Raw genomic sequence first — 19,867 nt, forward strand, 5'->3', positions numbered from 1 at the left:
GGAGCCACCAGCCCCCGCCGCCGAGGTCGCGGCCGAGGAGCCCGCGCCCCCGACAAAGGCCGCGAAGGCGCGAAAGGCCAAGGTGCCGAAGAGCGCGAAGGGCGCCCCCAAGGCTCCCGCGCCGAAGCCGGGCAAGAGCAGCCCCGCCCGGAGCAAGCCCCGCGCGAAGAAGCGCGAGAGCCCGGCCGCGGCCGCATCGCCCACCGCGGACGCGGGACAGGCGGTGGACCGGTTGATGGCGGCGCTGCGGACGCATCCGCGTCACGAGGAGCTCGCCTCCGCGGGCAAGCTGAAGGACCAGCTCGTGCGCTCGCTGATTCCGCTCTACCTGGCGCGCGCCGCGGAGCTGGACATGGAGGTGACGTCCGGCACGACGTCGCGCTTCTGGGGCGAGCTGGGCGTCACCTACGCGGCCCCCAACGCGGCCAAGGCCCTGCGGCTGCACGCCGGGTACGCCCAGGACACCAAGAAGGGCAAGGCCATCACCGCCAAGGGCGTGCAGTACGTCGAGGACGCGCTCAAGCGCCTGCGCGACGGCGAGGCCTCCTGAGCAACCCCCTTCCGCCACCGGAGCGAGTGTCGGACCGGTGGCACTTGGAGGTCCAAGGGGGCGTGGTGAGGTTGGCTGGCGGACGCTCGCGGGCCCCTGGCCAACGAGCAACTGGCCGGGACGCGGGCCCCCCCTAGATTGGCGCGGAGCCATGGCTTCGACGCGCCCGTCCTCCTGGATGCCCCCTCCGACGCCCGCTGCCTCCCACCTCGGGATGGCGTCCTGGGCCGAGGAGCGCCTCCTGGCCCGGCCGTCGTCGGGTCGCCGGGGGACGGGACGGGGTGGGACATGGGTCCGACGGCGCTGACCTTCTACCGGGCCGCGAGGCGGCTTCGCACGCTGGGTGTCCCGATGCTGCCGGACATGGTGGCCGCGGTGGGCGACCGGCTCCTGCACAGCCACGTGGACATCGACGCGCGGCTGCATGCCTCGGTGGGACTGGGCTACGGCGGCGTCGGCGTGGTGGTGGCCCCCGGCGTGGAGGTGGGCGAGGGCAGCTTCCTGTCCCAGAACGTCAGCGTGGAGCCGCAGCTGGGCGTGCCCGGCGTGCCGCGCATCGGCCGCAACGTCTACGTGGGCGTGGGGGCTCAAATCATCGGCCCCGTCACCGTGGGGGACGGCGCTGTGATTGGCGCCGGCGCCCTGGTGACATCGGACGTGCCGCCCCTGGCCGTGGTGGCGGGCATGCCCGCCCGGGTGGTGAAGGTGAAGCAGACGATGTCGCACGGGCACTGACGCGGGGCCTCGGGAGACGGTGTCCCCTCCCCCACCGGCCATCCAGGCGGCTCGGGGGTTGTCGGAGTCTCGCCGGCCGGGGCGTCCACCCCTCCATGCAAACTCCAAGAACTCCTGCGCGGCCCACTCTTGTGGCATATACCCACACCATGCCTTCCGCCCTGACCGCCTCCGAGATTCGAGAGGCGTTCCTCAAGTTCTTCGAGGAGCGTGGACACCGCCGCGTCCCGTCCTCCTCGCTGGTGCCCGCCAACGACCCGACGCTGCTGTTCACCAATGCGGGCATGGTGCAGTTCAAGGATGTCTTCACGGGCCGCGAGCGCCGTGACTACAGCCGCGCCACGACGTCGCAGAAGTGCGTGCGCGCCGGCGGCAAGCACAACGACCTCGACAACGTGGGCTACACGGCGCGCCACCACACGTTCTTCGAGATGCTCGGCAACTTCTCCTTCGGCGACTACTTCAAGGCGGACGCGATTGCGTACGGCTGGGAGTTCGTGACGAAGACGCTCGGACTTCCCCCCGCGCGGCTGGCCATCACCGTGTTCAACGGCGAGGGCGGCATCCCGTGGGACGAAGAGGCGTTCGAGCTGTGGGCGAAGCAGGGCGTCGCCCGCGAGCGCATCTACAAGCTCGGCCTGAAGGACAACTTCTGGTCCATGGGCGAGACGGGCCCGTGCGGCCCCTGCTCCGAGATCCACTTCCACCAGGGCGACGACATCCCCTGTGTCGAGGAGGCGGCGGGCAAGAAGTGTCAGGGCGTCGCGTGCGACTGCGACCGGTGGCTCGAAATCTGGAACCTCGTGTTCATGCAGTTCGAGCGCAAGGAGAAGGACGCGCCGCTGATTCCGCTGCCCAAGCCGTCCATCGACACGGGCGCGGGCCTGGAGCGCATCGCCTCCGTCGTGCAGGGCAAGCGCTCCAACTACGACACCGACCTGTTCCAGAGCATCATCGCGAAGGTGGTGGAGGTCTCCGGCAAGCCGTACTCACAGGAGACGGGCGCGTCCCACCGCGTGGTGGCGGACCACAGCCGCACCGCGGCGTTCCTCATCGCCGACGGCGTGCAGCCCTCCAACGAGGGCCGGGGCTACGTCCTGCGCCGCATCATGCGCCGCGCCATCCGCCACGGCACGCTGCTGGGCCTGGACCAGCTGTTCTTCTTCAAGGTCGTGGACCGGGTCATCGAGCTGATGGGTGACGCGTTCCCGGAGCTGCGCGACAGCCGGCCCTTCATCCTCAAGGTCGCCGAGCACGAGGAGGAGAGCTTCCGCCGCACGCTCAACCGCGGCATGAAGATGATCGACGAGAGCGTCGCCCGGCTGAAGCAGTCCGGCGAGAAGCTCATGTCCGGCGCGGACGTGTTCCTGCTGCACGGCACCTATGGCTTCCCGTGGGATTTGACGCAGATCATCCTGCGGGAGCATGGGCTGGACGCGGACCTCCCCGGCTTCGAGGAGGAGCTGAAGAAGGAAGGCGAGCGCAACGAGGGCGGCAAGCTCACCAAGGACAAGGCCATCGGCGACGTCTACCTCAAGCTCATCGAGAAGCTCGGGCCGTCCGAGTTCCTGGGCTACGAGGGCGAGGGCCACGAGGGTGAGGGCAGCATCCGCGCGCTGATTCGCGACGGCGTGGAGGCGGTCCAGGCGTCCCAGGGCGACAAGGTGGAGCTGGTGCTGGACCGGACGCCGTTCTACGGCGAGTCCGGCGGCCAGCTGGGCGACACCGGCGACATCGTGGGCCACGGCGGCAAGGCGAAGGCCAAGGTGCTGGACGCGCAGCGCCCGGTGCAGGGGCTCATCGTCCACACGGTGGAAATCACCGAGGGCACCTTCAAGGTCGGCGACATGGTGCAGGCGGCGGTGGACGTGGAGCGGCGCAAGGCCATCCGCGCGAACCACTCCGCGACGCACCTGCTGCACAAGGCGCTCAAGCTGGTGCTGGGCGAGCACGTGAAGCAGGCGGGCTCCGTCGTGGCGGCGGACTTCCTGCGCTTCGACTTCTCGCACTTCGGTCCGATGACGACCGAGGAGTCGGAGAAGGTCGAGGACCTGGTCAACGGCTGGATTCGCGACAACGCGGCGGCGCAGACGCGCGTCATGGCGCTGGAGGATGCGAAGAAGTCCGGCGCGGTGGCCATGTTCGGTGAGAAGTACGGCGAGACGGTGCGCGTCGTCACCGTGCACCCGGAGTCCACCGAGCTGTGCGGCGGCACGCACGTCAAGCGCAGCGGCGACATCGGCCTGTTCAAGATTTCGAGCGAGAGCGGCGTGGCGTCCGGCGTGCGGCGCATCATCGCGCTGACGGGCGTGGGCGCGTTCCAGCACGTGCGCGAGCAGGAGCACGAGCTGCGCAAGGTGGCGGAGCTGCTCAAGACGTCGCCCAAGGACGTCGTCAAGCGCGTGGAGGCGACGCAGAAGCGCGTGAAGGAGCTCGAGCGCAAGGTGGAGGAGGTCTCCGTCAAGGCGCAGACGGCCGGCAGCAAGGACCTGCTGGAGCAGGCGCGCGACGTCAACGGCATGAAGGTGCTGGCCACGCGCGTGGACCCGGCGGACGACAAGGTGTTCCGCGGCATGGCGGACCAGCTCAGGGACCGCATCCAGTCGGGGGTGGTGGCAATCGGTGGTGAGAAGGACGGACGGGCCATCATCCTCGTCGCGGTGACGAAGGACGTGGTGGCCAAGGGCATCAGCGCGGGTGAGCTGGTCCGGGAGATGGCCAAGGAGGTCGGCGGCAAGGGCGGTGGCAAGCCCGACATGGCGCAGGCCGGTGGCCCGGACTCGGCGAAGCTGCCCGCCGCGCTCGACAAGCTGTACGAGCTGGTGAAGGGAGCTGGCGCCGCGTGAGCCCTCGTGTCCGCCTGGCCCTGGTGTCGGTGACGCAGCTCCTGGCCGCGGCCCTCCTGTCGGGGGGCTGCACGAAGGAGGAGCCTGCGTCCGGGGCCCTGGGCACGGCGGACGAGCGCACGCTGCAGAAGCTGCGTCAGGAGGTGGACCGGGTGAACCAGGGCGGCCGTCCCACGCCCGGTCCCGAGTCGACTCGGGGAGACCCGAACGCGCAGCTCGCGGGGCTCGCCGCGGGGTTGGACGATGCGGCGCCCCGGCGACTGGAGCTGCCGGAGTCGAATGCCACGGTGCACGTGGACACGGTGGCGGTGAAGCTCACGGGCCTGGAGTCCTCGCACTCGGTGAAGGGCTCGGGGAAGCTGAGCATGACGACGGAGGAGCTGTTCCTCCGGGTGCAGTTGGTGACGCAGAACGTGGGTCCCGCGCCCGTGACGATGGATTGGGATGCGGCGCGGGTGGTGGGCGCGCGGGACGCGACGTATGGGATTGCCCGGGATGCGCAGGTGCTCGCGGGGACGCGCCCGCTGCGCCGCACGTGGGCGCTCGAGGAGCGCTCGGACGTCATCCTCATGTTCGAGCTGCCCCCGCCGGCCCTGAAGGAAGGTGACCTCCAGCTGGTCATCCCGGGGACGGGGGGAGAGGTGCGGATCCCCCTGCGATGAGCGGGCTTGTTCCCAAGCTGCTTCCGCTGCGCATCCGTCTTCCGTACGGCACGGAGGAGGAGTTCATCGACAAGTATGGCTCGAACGTGGCGCGCGGCGGCGTGTTCATCGCCACGCGCGCGCTGAAGCCCGAGGGAACGGGGCTCGCGTTCGAGTTCGTGCTGGCGGATGGGAGCCGGCTGTTGCGCGGCGAGGGCGTGGTGGTGAAGGCGCAGGTGGAGTCGGGCGCGGGGCGCTCCGGCATGACGGTGCGCTTCGTGAAGCTGGACGCGGCGAGCAAGGCGCTCGTGGACCGTGTCGTCGCGAGGAAGGGGCCGCCCGAGCCCGCGCCGCATCAACTGGTTCCCGGGTTGGTGCGCAAGGGACGGCCCACGCCGGCACCCGCGGCACCGCCGATGAGTCCCGGGGGCACGAACTCCGAGGCGGCCCGGACTGTTCCGGCCGGACTGAGTGAGCGGGCGTCGGGCGCGGAGGCGGCGCCTCCTGTGGCTGCGGACGAAGCTCCGCGCGAGTTCGGTTCGGAGGCGGAGTCGCGGGCCGCTGACGTCGAGGCTCCCCGTGACGCGGAATCGGAAGCCGCGTCACCGTCCGCGGGGGGGGAAGCCTCGAGCGCGGAGCCTGAGCACGAGGCCGGGGCTCGGCATGACGAAGGTTCAGGGACAGGGCCAGGCACTTCGGAATCGACGACGGCGGGAACGGCCGACCATCAGGCGGAGCCGGCACACGCGCAGGTGGACGCGAGCACCGCTCCCCCTCCCGATGCCTCCGTGGGCGATACCGGGCTCGACTTCGACATCACCGCGAGCCTGTTCGGTCCCGATGACGACGAGCCCACCGATGCTTCCGGCCCCACTGAAGCGCGGCCGCTGACGGCGGAGTCGCCGGGGACGACGGCCTCGCCAGAATCGCGGTCGACGCTCACGGCTGAAGCCCTCTTCGGCGACGACTTCGACGCGCGGGACACCCCGCCGTCATCGTCGACCGCGCAGCCCGCCGAGACAGCGGCACCTGCGACGACCGCCGACTCGGCCTCCATCTCGGAGGCACGGTCCGAGTCGACGCAGCGGCCATCGATTCCTGCCTCGACGGCGAATGAGGCGTCTCGCTTCGACTCCGTGACGGACAGTTCGGAGCCCTCGGCTACCGACGTCGAGGCGTCAACGAGCGCCGACGCCGCGGACACGTTGGGCACAGCTCCAACGAGCGCTGACGAGGCCTTCCAGTCAGTCGCTCCGACGACCTCTTCGGAGCCCGGCACCAAGGACGTCACCGGCGCCGTCACGTCCGCATCCACGGGCACATCGGCGGAACCCGGCACCACGAATGTCTCCAGCGGCCCAGGCGTGCCCCTCAACACGTCCGTGGCCACGGGCAGCACGACAGAATCCAGTTCGTCGACGCCCAACCTCACGAACATCACCAGGGCCGACGGGGTGTCCCCCATCACGGAGCCCGGCCCAGCGACACAGACCACCGGCTCATCGACGCCTGGCACCACGAACAACTCCGGTGCGGCAGGCGAGTCCCCCGCCACGTCCACGCCTACCGGCACGACCGGGTCGGCCTCGTCGACACAGCCCACTGAATCGACCACCGTCGGCGCGGCTGGCGTGCCTGCCACTGAGGGAACGACCGAATCGGCGTCGTCGACACAGCCTGTGTCGAACCTCTTCGATGAACCAGAAGTAACGGCATCTACGAGCACGACCGAGTCGGCCGCGGCAGCGCCGACCACTGCATCGACCAGCATCGGTGCAGCGGACGTGACCGCCACCGCAGGCACGCCTGAGTCGGCTTCGGCAACACAGCCCACTCCAGCGACCAGCATCGATGAAGCAGGCGTAACCGCATCGACGGGCTCGACTGAGTCGGCTTCGGCAACACAGCCCACTCCATCGACCAGCATCGATGAAGCAGGCGTAACCGCATCGACGGGCTCGACTGAGTCGGCTTCGACGACACAGCCCACTCCATCGACCAGCATCGATGAAGCAGGCGTAACCGCATCGACGGGCTCGACTGAGTCGGCTTCGACGACACAGCCCACTCCATCGACCAGCATCGATGAAGCAGGCGTAACCGCATCGACGGGCTCGACTGAGTCGGCTTCGGCAACACAGCCCACTCCATCGACCAGCATCGATGAAGCAGGCGTAACCGCATCGACGGGCTCGACTGAGTCGGCTTCGACGACACAGCCCACTCCATCGACCAGCATCGATGAAGCAGGCGTAACCGCATCGACAGGCACGACCGCGTCGGCTTCGACGACCCTGCCCACAGCGCCGAGCGGCATCGGTGCGGTAGGCGTGACCACCACCGCGGACGCGACCGAGTCGGCTTCGACACTGCCCACAGCGTCGAGCAGCCTCGAGGCAGCAGACGCGACCACCACGGCGACCACGCCTGAGGTGGCCTCGTCGACACAGCCCACTGAATCGACCGGCGTCGATGCGGAAGGCGTAACGGCATCCACGAGCCTGACCGATTCGCCCCCGACAACACAGTCCACTGCATCGAGCAGCCTCGATGCAGCAGGCGCGGCGGCATCCACGGGCACATCCGAGTCAGCCTCGTCGACAAAGCCCACTGCATCGATCAGCGTCGGTGCGGCAGACACCAAGGGCACGACCGAGTCAGCTTCGTCGACACAGTCCACTGGGTCGACCGGCGTAGGTACCGCAGACGTGACCGCCACGGCTGTCACCACCGAGTCGGCTTCAACGACACAGTCCACCGCGTCGAGCAGCGCCGGTGCAGCAAGCGTGGCGGCATCCACGGGCACGACCGAGTCCGCTTCGTCGACACGGCCCACTGCATCGACCGGCGTCGGTACCGCAGACGTGACCGCCACGGCTGTCACCACCGAGTCGGCCTCGACGCCCCAGCCCCCTGCATCGACCGGCGTCGGTACCGCAGACACTGTGGGCACGACCGAGTCAGCCTCGTCGACACAGTCCACTGCCTCAACCAGCGTCGGTACGACAGACGCGACCGTCACCACGGGCACGACAGAACCGGGGCAGTCGGCACACGCCACCGCGGCACCGCCCCACAGCACTGGTGCCACAGCCACGCCCGTCACCACTGACGCCACGCCCGCGACACAGCCCGCCCCTCGGCCGACCACCGAAGCGAGGGCCGCGCCCAGCGACACCCCGACTCCTCCACAAGATGCCGACACCGCGCGCAATCGCCGCCGCGCGCTGCTCGAAGTCCCCGTCGCCGCGCCCACCACCTCCCCCTCGCTCCCCGAGGTCGTCCTCGGCATCGACCTGGGCACCTCTCACGCGCGCGTCGCCGTCTTCCACGACGGCATCGCCCAGCTCGTCCCGCTCCCGGGCACCGACGACCACGAACTCCCCGCCCTCGTCGCCGTGGACGGCAACGAAGAGCTGCTCGTCGGCCCCGCCGCGCAGGTCGAAGCCACGCGCGCGCCACGTCGCGCCGCGCCCGGACTCATGCGACTGCTCGGCCTGCGCGCACGCTCGCCCCGCCTGCGCACCCTCGCCCCACAGCTCCCCTTCCCCGTCGCCGCGGACCCGAGCGGGGATGCCTCCGTGGAGCTCGGGGGACGCCTCGTCGCCCCCACGCTCGTCACCGCGCTACTCCTGCGCGAGCTGAAGCACGCCGCGTCGACGTTCGTCGGCCGCAAGGCCACTCGCGCCGTCATCTGCGCCCCCACCCACTTCACCGACCGACAGCGCGCCGCCCTGCGTGACGCGGCCACCATGGCCGGACTCGATGCCCAGCGCATCCTCACCGCCCCCGCCGCCGCGGCCCTCGCCCACGGTCACGGCAAGGGCCTGGCTCGCAAGCGCGTGCTCGTCGTGGACCTCGGTGGCGGCGGGCTCGGCGTGTGCGTCGTCCAGGTCACCGGCGACGACCTCGAGGTCATCACCACCGGCGGAGACCCCACCGTGGGCGGCCTCGACTTCGACGCCCGCATCGCCGAGGCCCTCGCCAGCGACCTCGCGGCCCAGGGCCTCCCCCGCCCCGAGCACCCACTCGACTGGGGCCCCCTGCGCAGCGCCGCCGAGTCCGCCAAGATGGCCCTCACCGAGCAGGACCAGGTGGACGTCTGCCTGCCCTCGGGAAGCGTCCCCCCGCTCAGCCGCGAGCGCATGGAGGCCCTCACCGCGGACCTCGCCCAGCGCGTGACGTCCGTCGTGCGCGAGGTCCTCGACTCCAACGCCCTCTCCCCCCAGGGACTCGACGCCGTGCTCCTCGTGGGTGGCCAGGGCCGCACGCCCCTCGTCCGCCGCCGCCTGGAGGAGAGCCTCGGCGTCCCCGTGCGCGACGACGTGGACGCGCGCGGCGCCGTGGCCCTGGGCGCGGCCCTGCTCGGCCACGGAATCGTGCTCGCCGAGGGCGGCAAGCCCGCCGCCTCCGTCTCCGAGGTCCTCTCCGCCCCCATCGGCGTCGCCGAGCGCGGAGGCACCCAGCGCCGCGTGCTCGAGCGAACGACACGACTGCCCGCGGGCAAGACACTCGTCATCCCCGTGCCCGCGCCCGGCCCGCTGGAGCTCGCCCTCTTCCAGGGCACCGCGCCGCTCGTCGCGGAGAACGAATACCTCGGCCGCGTCTCACTCAACGTCGAGCGCCCGGGTGAGGTGGAGCTGCACTTCGCGCTCACCGCCGACGCCGCCCTGTCCCTCGAGGCCACGCTGCCAGGCGTGCGCCGCCAGCCTGTCTCCCTCGCCCTGGAGGACCTGGACGACGCGGGGCGCGAGGCGCTCGTCGCCCGCTCGCCGCTGGTGGGCGAGCCCGAGGCGCGTCCCAGTGGCCTGCTCTCCGGGCTGAAGAAGCTCTTCGGCCGCCGCTGAGCGCCCCTTCGTCCGGCTCCTGTCGGACCTTCCGAACCACCGCCGCTCCAGTGGCCTCTCTCTGTAGCCGACTCAACGGATGCCCAGCTTTCCGCTGACCGGATTTACGAGGAGGTAGTCGATGCGACGTTCGATGGTGGGAGGAGTCGCCGTGGCGACCGTGGCGCTGGCGAGCCCCGCGTTCGCGATTGAGGCCCAGAAGGTGGCGGGGGCCCTGGACGTGAGGCAGCAGCCCGAGGTCGGCCTCGACGTGCGATTGGGCCTGGGCAGCTTCACGGGGGACCTGGGCGAAGACGTGGGCGTGGGCCCCCTCTTCAGCATCAACGCTGACGCCCAGGCCTGGAAGTACGTGGGAATCGAAGTCGGCTACGAGCTGCAGCGCATGCCCGTCGACTCGCGGCGCATCGACGACGAGGACGCGGGCCTGTGGCGCAACAACCTGGGGCTGATGGCCAAGGCGGGCCCGCTCATCGACGAGAAGTGGCGGCCCTTCGTCGGCGCTGGCGTGGGCCTGAGCTACGTGGACCCCTCCGATGGCGCCGATGGCGTCTACGACAGCGACTGGATGACCGAGCTCCCGCTCGCCGCCGGAGTGGACTACCGCCTGGGCAGCGTCCTCTTCGCGGGCGCCCGGGCCACCTACCGCCTGCTGGGCGGCGAGAACATGGTGGACCGCCCCGGCACCACCAGCGCCGCCAAGGGCAGCCTCTTCAACGCCAACCTCACCCTGGGCGGCCGCTTCTAGCCCGTCCGCTCACACCGTGCGCAGCGCGAGCACCGTCTCGGGGCGTGGGTCCTTCTCCCACGCCTCGAGCAGCTCCGCCGCCGGAGAGCGCTTGGACGCGGCGACCTCCGCGAGCGGCTCCAGCAGCGGCGCATCCGCCGCGTCCAGCCGATTCAGGCCCCGCCGGGCGATGCCCACCATCTCCTCCGCGAGCCGGTACAGCTCGCGCGCGCCCAGCCGCCCCGCCAGGCCCTCGCGCCGGGCCGTGTCGTGGAAGGCCAGGTGCTCCACGTACGTGAGCCTGGGCAACAGCCGCTCCGCCTCGTCCAGCGCCGTGGCGTCGTACAGGATGCCGCGCCACAGGGCCGCCAGCGCGCCCGTCATCGCGGGGTTGCAGCAGTCCGCGCCACGCACCTCGACGACCTTCTTCAGCCGCACCTCGGGGAAGAGCGTGGAGAGGTGGTCCGTCCAGTCCGCCAGGTCCGGCGGCTTCCCCTCGAAGCCCTGCTCCATCAACTGTCGGAAGGTGAGCTTCGGGTGCAGGTACTGCCCCTGGCGGCGCAGGAAGAGCAGCGGCGCATCCAGCGCCCACTCCACGTAGGCCCGGTAGGAGAAGGAGCCGTCGAAGAACGCCGGCAGGTAGCCGCAGCGCGTCGGGTCCACCTCGTCCCAGACGCGGTTGCGGAAGGACAGATAGCCGGAGGGCCTTCCGTCCACGAGCGGGCTGTTGGCGTACAGCGCGTTCATGATGGGGGACAGCCGGGCCACCACCACCGTCTTGCGGACACAGTCCGCCTCGTCCTTCCAGTCGAGCGACACCTGTCCGGTGGCGGTCATCAACATCATGTTCAGCGCCAGCCGGCCGCGCTCCGGCAGGGTGCGCCGCATCACCAGGTAGCGACTCTTGGGCATCCACGGCTGGGTGAACGTGGTCCCCGTGGGCCGGTAGCCCAGGGTGACGAGCCGCAGCCCCAATTCCCCCGCCGCCGCCTTCACCTGCTGGAGGTGGGCCAGGTTCTCCGCGTGCGCCTCGCGCGCGGTGTGGAAGGGGCTGCCGGACAGCTCGAACTGGCCGCCGGGCTCCAGGGAGATGGTGGCCTCGCCGCGCTCGCGCTGCAGGGCGATGACGGGGGAGTCGGGCGTCTCCCGGAACGGGACGTAGCCGTCGGGAGCCAGCCGGTTCAGGAGCGCGCCCACCCCGGAGTCACCCTCGTAGGGGACCGGCTCGGACGAGCCCACCGGGTAGAGGAGCTTCTCGTGCTCGAGCCCCAGGCGCAGCTCGCCCTGGGGTTTCTCGGCGGCGCGAAATCCCGACACCAGCATGTCGACGGAGGTGATGGGCTCGGAGGCGGCTCGCTTGAGGTCGAGTGACATGGGCGCGCCCTATATAACGGGGACCTCCGGACCCGCTGTCGATTCGCGCACTGGCCCGCCATGAGCCCTCCCTCTCCCATCCCCACTGTGTCCCCCCAGCCGCGCCTGTCCGATTTCTTCCAGGGGCTGGGGCTGCTCGGCCGAGCCGCGGGCCTCATCCTGCGCTCCCGCCGCCTCTTCGTCCTGTCCGCCCTGTGCGCCGTCGTCACCGCCATCGCCCTGGTGGGCCTGGCGTGGCTCCTGTACCACTACGCCCCCCTGGCGCTGGGCTCCGTCTGGACCCTGCCCGAGTCCTGGTACGGCCGGGGCGCCTGGTACACGGTGCTGGTGCTCGCGGGGCTGGTGCTCTGGGTGGTGGGCGCCAACATCGTCCCGCCCCTCCTGCTCGCCCCCCTGCAGGACCCGCTGTCGGAGGCCACCGAGGCCCTCTGTGGAGGAAACGACGGCCCGCCCTTCACCCTGGCCGGCTTCGTGCGGGGCATCACCACGGGCCTGTTGCACACGCTCGCCCGGCTCTTCTTCCTGCTCGCCGGGCTGACGCTCCTGCTGCCCCTGCACCTCATCCCCGGGGTGGGCAGCGTGCTGTGGACGGTGCTGGGGGCCCTGTGGACCATGACCTGGATGGCGGGCGAGTTCCTGGCCGCCCCCATGACGCGCCACCTGTACCCCTTCGCCGAGGTGCGCCGGATGCTCCGCCAGCGCCGCGCCCTCTGCCTGGGCCTGGGGGCGGGCGTCTACCTCCTGCTCTGGGTGCCGATCCTCAATACGTTCTTCCTCCCGGTGGCCATCGTCGCGGGCACCCTCCTCTACCGGGGGTTCCTGAAGACGGGCCTCCTGCCGCCCCCTCCCGGGGCCAGCCAGGGGGCGCTGCCCTGAAATAAACGCCTCCACCGGCTGTCGGAGCCAGCAGGGCGGGAACGCAGTGCCCGCCAGGGACGTTCTGCCACTTCAGCGGAGAGTCGACGCCTTGAAGCACCAGAAAGCCGTGATTAGGCTTGCCCGGCCGCTTCAATGCCCAGCTACCGTTTCAAGGGTTCGGATTTTCTAGGCATTTCACGTCACACCCCGGAGTGCCGCACGGTGCTCCAGCTTGGATGAATCACATGCCGCGTTTTCTCCGCCGCATCTCCGCCGTAGCCGTGCTCCTCGGAGCATGGGCCCTCGTGGGCAGCCATCGCGCGCCGATACCGCTGATGATGGGCGCGGCGGAGGCCGGTCAGGGGCAGGGCACCTGGGACGGCAGCCTGCCCTCCGCCAAGGGCGAGAAGGCGCCGCATGACCTCAACAGCCTTCGCGTGCTGACCAAGGTCATCCTCTACGTCAAGGAGAACTACGTCGACCCCAAGCGCATCAAGCCGAAGGAGATGATGATCTCCTCGCTCGAGTACGTGGAGAAGAGCGTCCCGGACGTGCTGGTGGACGGCAACGCGGAGACGGGCAAGCTGGCGGTCAACGTCAACGGCAAGTCGCGCGAGTTCGACATCGCGCACGTCGACTCGCTGTGGAAGATGTCGTTCGCGCTCAAGGACGTCTTCGACTTCCTGTCGAAGAACATGCGCCCCATCGAGGACACGCGCGACATCGAGTACGCCGCCGTCAACGGCATGCTGTCCACCCTGGATCCGCACTCGGTGCTGCTGCGCCCGGAGCTGTACCGGGAGATGAAGCTGTCCACCAAGGGCGAGTTCGGCGGTCTGGGCTTCGTCATCCAGATGCGCGAGGGCAACCTCACCGTCGTCAAGGTGCTGCCCAAGACGCCCGCGCACCGCGCCGGCATCCAGAAGGATGACCGCATCAAGAAGATTGGCGAGGAGTCCACCGTCAACATGGACCTCAACGAGGCCGTGTCCAAGCTGCGCGGCCCGGTGGACAGCCGCATCACCATCACCGTGGAGCGCGACGGCTGGGAGAAGCCGCGCGTGATGACGGTGGCGCGCGCCATGATTTCCATCGAGAGCGTGCAGCACAAGATGCTCTCCGGGAACGTCGGCTACATCCGGCTGAAGAACTTCCAGGGCAACACCACGCGCGACCTGGAGGCGGCGCTGGGCGAGCTGCGCAAGCAGGCGGACACCAAGGGCGGCTTCAAGGGCCTGGTGCTGGATTTGCGCGGCAACCCGGGCGGGCTCCTGGAGCAGGCCATCCAGGTGTCGGACACGTTCCTGTCGAGCGGCACCATCGTCGCGACGGTGGGCCTGTCGGACAAGCTGCGCGAGGAGAAGCGCGCGCGTCCCACGGAGGGCGAGGACGCCTACCCCATCGCGGTGCTGGTGAACGCGGGCAGCGCGTCAGCGTCCGAAATCGTGGCGGGCGCGCTCAAGAACCTGAACCGCGGCGTCATCATCGGCCGGCAGACGTTCGGCAAGGGCAGCGTGCAGGTGCTGTACGACTTCCCGGACGACAGCGCGCTGAAGCTGACCATCGCCAAGTACCTGACGCCCGGCGACGTCTCCATCCAGGAGGTCGGCATCGTCCCGGACATCCAGCTGGTGCCCACCCGCGTCACCGACGAGCGCGTGGACGTGTTCGCGTCGCGCCGCTCCATGGGCGAGGCGGACCTGGACCAGCACTTCGGCAACCCGGACTCCACCACCGTCGCCAAGAAGCGCGAGGACGTGCTGGACCGCGAGAAGCCGCGCGAGAGCCTCAAGTACCTGAAGGTGGACCCCAAGCAGCAGGAGAAGCTGGCCGCCGCCGCCAAGGAGGAGCCCAAGCCCAAGGCCGCCGCCACCGAGAAGGTGGACAAGAAGCCCCACGGCGAGAACGACCCGCTGCTCGACGTGGCGGGCCAGGGCGAGGACCTGGACGACCAGCTCGACGCGGAGTCCCAGGATGAGATCAAGGAGGACTTCGAGGTGCAGTTCGCGCGCGACTACGTGCTGCGCGCGCCGGCCACCACCCGCCAGAAGATGCTGGAGCAGGGCAAGTCCTTCATCGAGCAGAAGCGCCGCGAGGAGGAGACGCGCATCAACAACGCCATCGCCGCGCTGGGTGTGGACTGGAGCGCCGGTCCCACGCCGAAGAACGTGCAGCTGACGGGCACGCTGACGCCGTCCCCGGACGCGAAGATCATGGCCGGAGAGCTCCTGGAGATGGTGGTGACGGCGGAGAACAAGGGCGGCGAGCCGCTCAAGCGCGTGCGCGCCTGGACCGAGAGCGACAACGCGTTCCTGGACCGCCGCGAGTTCATCTTCGGCGCGCTCAACCCGGGCGAGAAGAAGTCCTGGAAGGTGAAGGTGCGCCTGCCCAAGGACCTGACCAGCCGCCGCGACGACGTGACGGTGCGCTTCTTCGACGACCAGGGCGCGCTGCCGGAGACGCGCGTGTCGGAGCTGAACTTCGCCGAGCTGCCGCGTCCGTCCTTCGCGTTCAACTGGCAGGTCATCGACGACTGCGCCGCCTGCAACGGCGACGGCGTGGTGCAGCGCGGTGAGTCGGTGGCGGTGCTGCTGGACGTGACGAACGTGGGTCCGGGCACGGCGCTGGACTCGTTCACGCAGATCAAGAACGGCGGCGACGCGAACATCTTCATCGAGAAGGGCCGCTTCAAACTCGGCGAGCTGAAGTCGGGTGAGACGAAGTCCGCGCGCTTTCAGGTGGAGGTGAAGAAGGGCTACAAGGGCGACACCTTCCCGCTGAAGCTGGCCATCATCGACGAGCCCCTCGAGGAGTTCGTGATGGAGAAGATGGAGCTGCCGGTGAAGGACGCGGCGGTGGCCACGATGGAGCCCAAGAAGGGCTCGGTGCGCATCGCGGAGAAGGTGGAGCTGTTCGGCTCGCCGGTGGAGAACGCCCGCCCGGTGGCGAAGCTGAACGCCGCCGCGGTGCTGCCGGTGGAGGCCTCGACGAAGGGCTTCCTGCGCGTGGAGCTGGAGAAGAACCGCTTCGCCTTCGTGCGCACCCAGGATGCTCGCGAGGTGAAGGCCGGCAAGCCCGTGGCGCCCAAGATGGCCTGGACGACGACGCGCCGTCCGCCGGACATCAAGCTGGACGCGGACCCGTCCTCGGGCGGCCTGGTGGCCAACGGGGAGAAGTTCACCCTGTCCGGCGTGGTGACGGACCCCAACGGCCTGTTGGACGTCTACGTGCTGGTGAATGACCAGAAGGTCTTCTTCAAGGGCGTGGACCCGGCCAAGGGCGAGCCCAACACGCTGAAGTTCTCCACCGAGTTCACGCTCAAGGAGGGCAACAACAACGTGCTGGTGGTGGCGCGCGAGAGCACCGACTTCGCCAGCCGCCGCACCCTGGTCATCCGCCGCCGTCCGGCGGAGGTCGCCCAGACGGTGCCCGCGCCGGGTCAGCCGGCCGGGACGGTGAAGCCTCGGCAGCAGTAGTCCTCCGGCCCACGGGCCGGACGCAGCCATCCGGGCGGTCCGTTCCGCCAGTCCTCCTCACGGAGACTGGCGGGAGGGGCCGCCCGTTTTGTTGACGCTCCTCGCGAGCAGGCGTTAGCGTCCGACGCCGTGGGGCGCCCCCGGCCGGCGGGTGCTCGGGAGGCGGTGACTCGAATGCGGACGTTCAGTCGGTGGCTCGCCCTGGCGGCGTGTGTCTCGGGAGCGACCGCGTACGCGGACCAGAACGACCTGCGCATCTCCGAGTTCGGGGACCCGACGACGGCGAACTCCTCCGCCAACGCGGACTTCCAGGCCTTCGCGCGCATCATGGGCGCCGCCATCACCTCGGCGAACCTGATGCCGCCGGAGACGACGGGGCACTCGGCCTGGGCCATCAACGCGGAGCTGTCCGTGGTGTCGCTTCCGGACAGCGTGCGCATCCCCACCGAGAACCCGGAGCAGCCCTCCACGGTGCTCATCCCCTCCTTCCACGTGCGCAAGGGCCTGCCCTTCTCGCTGGAGTTGGGGGGGCGCGTGGGCTGGGTGGAGAAGAGCAGCCAGGTGGTGGCCACCGGCGAGGTGAAGTGGGCCGTCAACGAGGGCTTCACGTGGCTGCCGGACGTGGGCGTGCGAGGCCACGTCACCAAGCTGTTCGGCACCAGGGACTTGAGCCTCACGGTGATGGGCCTGGACCTGGGCGTGGGCAAGCAGTTCCCCCTGGGCGGCATGGTGACGCTGACGCCCTACGGCGGTCTGGACCTGGGCTTCGTGGGCGCCACCAGCAGCCGCATCGACTTCCAGCCGAACCGCTCCTACGAGGACTCCACCGGGAACGACTCGCGCGAGGCGCTGGAGAATACGGCGCCGTACCGGAAGGTGTCCTTCGGCGACAACGTGAACCAGCGCTTCTACGGCGGCGTGCGCTTCATCGGCGGCGTGCTGCAGCTGGGCGCGGAGCTGTCGATCACCCGCACGGGCAGCGTCGAGGACCCGGGCGCGAGCGAGGACCGGGGCCTGCCGGGCGTCTTCGCGTTCAGCACCACGCTGGGCCTGGACTTCTGAGCGGCGCCCTCAGGCCGCGGCGCGCAGGGCTTCGCGCACCGCGCCCGGCCTGTTGGTGATGAGGTAGCTGACGCCCATGCGCTCGAGCTCGCTCGCGCGGGCGGCGTCATCCACGGTCCACGCGGCCACGCGCAGCCCCGCGGCTCGCCAGGTGGCCACCCGCTCCGGCGTGCAGTCCACGTGGTACGGGTGCACCGAGTGCGAGGACACCAGCGGGCTCACCGCGTAGGCCTGCACGCCCCAGCGCCGGTCCGGGTCGATGAGGTAGCCCCGGCGCAGCTCGGGCGCGACGGCGAGCAGCCGGAAGAGGCACAGCGGGTTGAAGCTGGAGATGACCACGCGCTCGGCCATGTCCAGGTCGCGCACGAGCCGGGCCACCTTGCGCGCCAGGCCGTCGTCATCGAAGCGCTCGCACTTGAGCTCGATGTTGACGATGAACTGTGGGGGCAGTGACAGCAGCACCTCCTCCAGCAAGGGGATGCGGGCCGGAGCGAAGCCGAGGGGAGAGCCCACGTCGGCCTTCTGGAGCTTCCACCAGGGGGTGGTGCGCACCTCCCAGGGCAGGCGGGCCAGGCGCTCCAGGCGCTCGTCGTGACAGACGACGACCTCGCCCGAGCCGCACACCATGGCGTCCAGCTCCACGCCGTCGGCGCCCTGACGGGCCGCCTCGGAGAAGGCTTCCAGGGTGTTCTCGGGGGCGTCGGCGGAGGCGCCTCGGTGGGCAAGCAGGAGCATGGGCGCAGTGTGCGACGGAAGCGGCCGCCGGGTGCAGCCGAAGTGCGGGCAGGCGTCCACGGCTGGACGCGCGGCTTGCCTCCCCCGCCCCTTTGCTGCACTGTGCCCTCATCATGGGCCTCGGCCTCGGAGAATTCATCGTCCTCGGCTTCATCCTGCTGGTGGTCTTCTCGGCCGCCCGGATGGGTCAGCTCGGCAACGCGGTGGGCAAGTTCGTCTACTCGTTCCGCAAGGCGTCCAAGGGCGAGGACCTCATCGACGCCAAGTCGCTGCCGTCCTCACGTCGGGGCTCCACCGACGCCGAGTACACCGAGCAGGACGCCCCGCGCCGCCGCTAGGCTGGCGCCCCTCCCCGCTTCTCGGCTGTCCGGAGCGTGCGCGCGGTGCGCCCACGTGGGGTTCGAGTCATCCGGGCACGAGGTGGCCGTGGAGAGTGCGTGATGCGCCGCTCCTTCGAAGCCTCGTGAAGCGGGGCACGCTTCTCATCCGTCCGGGTCGTGGTGACTGGAGCCTGCGCGCCCACCCTGTGGTTCGAGGCAGCCGGACCGCGAGGTGACCGACGTGAGGTCGTGGCACGCCGACCGTTCGTGATCACTTGAAGCGGGGGGCCCCTCGACTCAATCCGGGCCGTGGTGTCCGGCGCGAGCCCTGGGGGCTTCCGTCGCTTCAGAGCGCGTGGTGCGGAGGGACTCGGGGGTTTCGGCCAGGAGTCGGGAGGCCTGCTCGCGCAGCGAGGCATGCACGGAGTTGTCCGAGATGAGCTCGCGCAGGTCCCCCGTGTTGAGGAGCGGGACGATTTTCGCGCCCACCTCGGGAGGCAGGTACGGGTTGAAGACGAGCGCCCGGCGCACCGCGTGGCGCACGGACCAGCGCGGGGACCTCCAGATTTCGACCAGCGGCTCGGGGCGCGCGGGACGCCGCGCGGCCACGCGCACCACCAGCTCCTCGGTGAGGCGGGGGTTGATGAGGACGTTGCGCAGGACCGAAGGGTTGCTCACCGTGGCCAAGCGCGAAAGCGTGTCCGGATCCCTGGTGAGCCGGGCCTGCTGCTTGAGGTGCCCGAGCGACTGCGAGAAGGCATTGGCGTCCGCGCGCGCCGCGGCATCCGGGTGCATCTCGCGCTTCGCGGGGCCCTGGGCGAACAGGTCCGCCACGGTGTCGAGCGACTGCACATGCGCGAGCCTGCGCAGCGCGCCCACGTGGGGGATGTGCTCCGCCTCCTGCGCGAGCGCGGCCATGAAGTCGGACAGCACGCAGGTGGCGGGCTCCCAGCCCTGACGGGCCAGGGAGATGAGGTGCCCCACCAGCTCATTCGCGTCGAGCGGGTCCCCGCGCGACAGCTCCCTCGCGGCCGCCTTGCGACGCACCGACGCGCCGCCTCCGAGCGCGTGGAGGAATCGGGCGACGTTGCGAGCTTCCTCCAGCGAGGGCATGGCGGCTCACTCCGTGGGCTTGGCCTGGGCCGGCGCGGTGGGCTCGGCGGGAGGAGCGGCGGCGGCCGGCGCGGGGACGGCCTCCACGGTGACTTCGAGTCGGAAGCCATCGAGGGCGGCCGGGTACTCGTGGAAGACGAGCAGGAAGGGCGCTCGGGCACCAGGGGCCACGGAGACGGCGGCGGCGTCCATGCGTTGGCGCAGGGCCAGGGCCGACTCGGTGTTGCTCACCGCGAACAGATCCTCGGAGGTCGCCACCGAGCCCGCGAGTCCCTCGACGGAGCGCACACGCTGGTTCCCATCGAAGAGGGCGCCGCGCACGCGCAGGTGCGTCGCCGAGCCGGTGCGGTTCTCCGCGTCCCCCCGGATGAAGAAGAGCGGCTTGCCGGACTGTGTCTCGTACAGGCCATTGGACACGTCGAGCGCCACCAGCGGCGTGGGCGCGGGGACGACGAGCGAGCGCAGGCGCTCGGGGGAGAGGACGGAGAAGTCCACCCGGCCCTCATGCAGGTAGACCCAGCCCAGCGCGCCCAGCCCCACCACGAGGGCGGCGGCGACCACCAGGTTGACGAACAGGGCCGTCACC

14 protein-coding genes and 2 pseudogenes are annotated in these 19,867 nt (G+C 70.3%); 11 read left to right on the forward strand and 5 right to left on the reverse strand.

Going from position 1 to position 19,867, the window contains the following annotated elements:
* The 5 genes and pseudogenes from FL311_RS44250 to FL311_RS45375 form a co-directional block, all read left to right on the forward strand.
* Nucleotides 1–550, forward strand: a 550-nt coding sequence (locus FL311_RS44250; RefSeq protein WP_305036172.1) for a hypothetical protein, incomplete at its 5' end; no start/stop codon positions are given.
* A gap of 288 nt (nt 551–838) precedes the next feature.
* Nucleotides 839–1,285: a DapH/DapD/GlmU-related protein gene (locus tag FL311_RS27265; protein ID WP_074950708.1), complete on the forward strand. Its 447-nt coding sequence runs from the start codon at nt 839–841 to the stop codon at nt 1,283–1,285.
* A 149-nt stretch (nt 1,286–1,434) separates the two neighbouring features.
* Complete coding sequence (gene alaS, locus FL311_RS27270) at nt 1,435–4,131, forward strand: alanine--tRNA ligase (protein WP_141329480.1); 2,697 nt, start codon at nt 1,435–1,437, stop codon at nt 4,129–4,131.
* Nucleotides 4,128–4,793, forward strand: a complete 666-nt coding sequence (locus FL311_RS27275; protein WP_141329482.1) for a hypothetical protein — start codon at nt 4,128–4,130, stop codon at nt 4,791–4,793. Before alaS ends, FL311_RS27275 begins: the two co-directional genes overlap by 4 nt.
* Nucleotides 4,790–5,086: pseudogene (locus tag FL311_RS45375) on the forward strand (TIGR02266 family protein); the annotation flags it as partial. The gene FL311_RS27275 and the pseudogene FL311_RS45375, both read left to right, overlap by 4 nt.
* 413 nt (nt 5,087–5,499) lie before the next feature.
* Here FL311_RS45375 and FL311_RS44255 read toward each other — a convergent pair.
* Entirely contained in the window at nt 5,500–7,950 is a 2,451-nt protein-coding gene (locus FL311_RS44255) for a hypothetical protein (protein ID WP_194869383.1), read from the reverse strand.
* Between the two features lie 160 nt (nt 7,951–8,110).
* Between FL311_RS44255 and FL311_RS27285 the strand changes: the two genes are divergently transcribed.
* Entirely contained in the window at nt 8,111–9,619 is a 1,509-nt protein-coding gene (locus FL311_RS27285; RefSeq protein WP_255510367.1) for an Hsp70 family protein, read from the forward strand.
* 121 nt (nt 9,620–9,740) lie between these two features.
* Nucleotides 9,741–10,364: an outer membrane beta-barrel protein gene (locus tag FL311_RS27290; RefSeq protein WP_141329484.1), complete on the forward strand. Its 624-nt coding sequence runs from the start codon at nt 9,741–9,743 to the stop codon at nt 10,362–10,364.
* 9 nt (nt 10,365–10,373) lie between these two features.
* On the opposite strand, the gene FL311_RS27295 is transcribed toward FL311_RS27290, so the two are convergent.
* Nucleotides 10,374–11,717, reverse strand: a complete 1,344-nt coding sequence (locus FL311_RS27295; RefSeq protein WP_141329486.1) for a glutamate--cysteine ligase — start codon at nt 11,715–11,717, stop codon at nt 10,374–10,376.
* A 60-nt stretch (nt 11,718–11,777) separates the two neighbouring features.
* Between FL311_RS27295 and FL311_RS27300 the strand changes: the two genes are divergently transcribed.
* The 3 genes from FL311_RS27300 to FL311_RS27310 all read left to right on the forward strand — a co-directional run bounded on the left by FL311_RS27300 (nt 11,778) and on the right by FL311_RS27310 (nt 17,113).
* Entirely contained in the window at nt 11,778–12,593 is an 816-nt protein-coding gene (locus FL311_RS27300; protein ID WP_141329488.1) for an EI24 domain-containing protein, read from the forward strand.
* A gap of 218 nt (nt 12,594–12,811) precedes the next feature.
* On the forward strand, nt 12,812–16,051 hold the full coding sequence (locus FL311_RS27305) for an MXAN_5808 family serine peptidase (RefSeq protein WP_141329490.1): 3,240 nt from the start codon (nt 12,812–12,814) through the stop codon (nt 16,049–16,051).
* Nucleotides 16,052–16,225: 174 nt separating this feature from the next.
* Nucleotides 16,226–17,113: a hypothetical protein gene (locus tag FL311_RS27310; protein WP_141329492.1), complete on the forward strand. Its 888-nt coding sequence runs from the start codon at nt 16,226–16,228 to the stop codon at nt 17,111–17,113.
* Between the two features lie 9 nt (nt 17,114–17,122).
* Here the strand turns inward: FL311_RS27310 and FL311_RS27315 are convergent, their stop codons facing one another.
* Nucleotides 17,123–17,848 carry a glycerophosphodiester phosphodiesterase gene (locus tag FL311_RS27315; protein ID WP_141329494.1) on the reverse strand — a complete coding sequence of 242 codons (726 nt, stop codon included), beginning with the start codon at nt 17,846–17,848 and terminating at the stop codon, nt 17,123–17,125.
* Between the two features lie 113 nt (nt 17,849–17,961).
* Here FL311_RS27315 and FL311_RS27320 point away from each other — a divergent pair, with 113 nt between their 5' ends.
* Nucleotides 17,962–18,186 carry a twin-arginine translocase TatA/TatE family subunit gene (locus tag FL311_RS27320; protein WP_141329496.1) on the forward strand — a complete coding sequence of 75 codons (225 nt, stop codon included), beginning with the start codon at nt 17,962–17,964 and terminating at the stop codon, nt 18,184–18,186.
* A 279-nt stretch (nt 18,187–18,465) separates the two neighbouring features.
* On the opposite strand, the gene FL311_RS27325 is transcribed toward FL311_RS27320, so the two are convergent.
* Both FL311_RS27325 and FL311_RS44260 read right to left on the reverse strand, forming a co-directional pair.
* Nucleotides 18,466–19,281, reverse strand: a complete 816-nt coding sequence (locus FL311_RS27325) for a hypothetical protein (protein ID WP_228557110.1) — start codon at nt 19,279–19,281, stop codon at nt 18,466–18,468.
* Between the two features lie 6 nt (nt 19,282–19,287).
* Nucleotides 19,288–19,867, reverse strand: a pseudogene (locus tag FL311_RS44260) (hypothetical protein); the annotation flags it as partial.

This window comes from Myxococcus sp. AB025B (genome assembly GCF_006518215.1).
Taxonomy (GTDB): Bacteria; Myxococcota; Myxococcia; order Myxococcales; family Myxococcaceae; genus Myxococcus; species Myxococcus fulvus.

Bases quoted from the DNA above. Each gene is read 5' to 3' on its own strand.
- FL311_RS27265 (WP_074950708.1), top strand. From the start codon at position 839: ATGGGTCCGACGGCGCTGACCTTCTACCGGGCCGCGAGGCGGCTTCGC.
- alaS (WP_141329480.1), top strand. From the start codon at position 1,435: ATGCCTTCCGCCCTGACCGCCTCCGAGATTCGAGAGGCGTTCCTCAAG.
- FL311_RS27290 (WP_141329484.1), top strand. From the start codon at position 9,741: ATGCGACGTTCGATGGTGGGAGGAGTCGCCGTGGCGACCGTGGCGCTG.
- FL311_RS27295 (WP_141329486.1), bottom strand. From the start codon at position 11,717: ATGTCACTCGACCTCAAGCGAGCCGCCTCCGAGCCCATCACCTCCGTC.
- FL311_RS27300 (WP_141329488.1), top strand. From the start codon at position 11,778: ATGAGCCCTCCCTCTCCCATCCCCACTGTGTCCCCCCAGCCGCGCCTG.
- FL311_RS27305 (WP_141329490.1), top strand. From the start codon at position 12,812: ATGAATCACATGCCGCGTTTTCTCCGCCGCATCTCCGCCGTAGCCGTG.
- FL311_RS27310 (WP_141329492.1), top strand. From the start codon at position 16,226: ATGCGGACGTTCAGTCGGTGGCTCGCCCTGGCGGCGTGTGTCTCGGGA.
- FL311_RS27315 (WP_141329494.1), bottom strand. From the start codon at position 17,848: ATGCTCCTGCTTGCCCACCGAGGCGCCTCCGCCGACGCCCCCGAGAAC.
- FL311_RS27320 (WP_141329496.1), top strand. From the start codon at position 17,962: ATGGGCCTCGGCCTCGGAGAATTCATCGTCCTCGGCTTCATCCTGCTG.
- FL311_RS27325 (WP_228557110.1), bottom strand. From the start codon at position 19,281: ATGCCCTCGCTGGAGGAAGCTCGCAACGTCGCCCGATTCCTCCACGCG.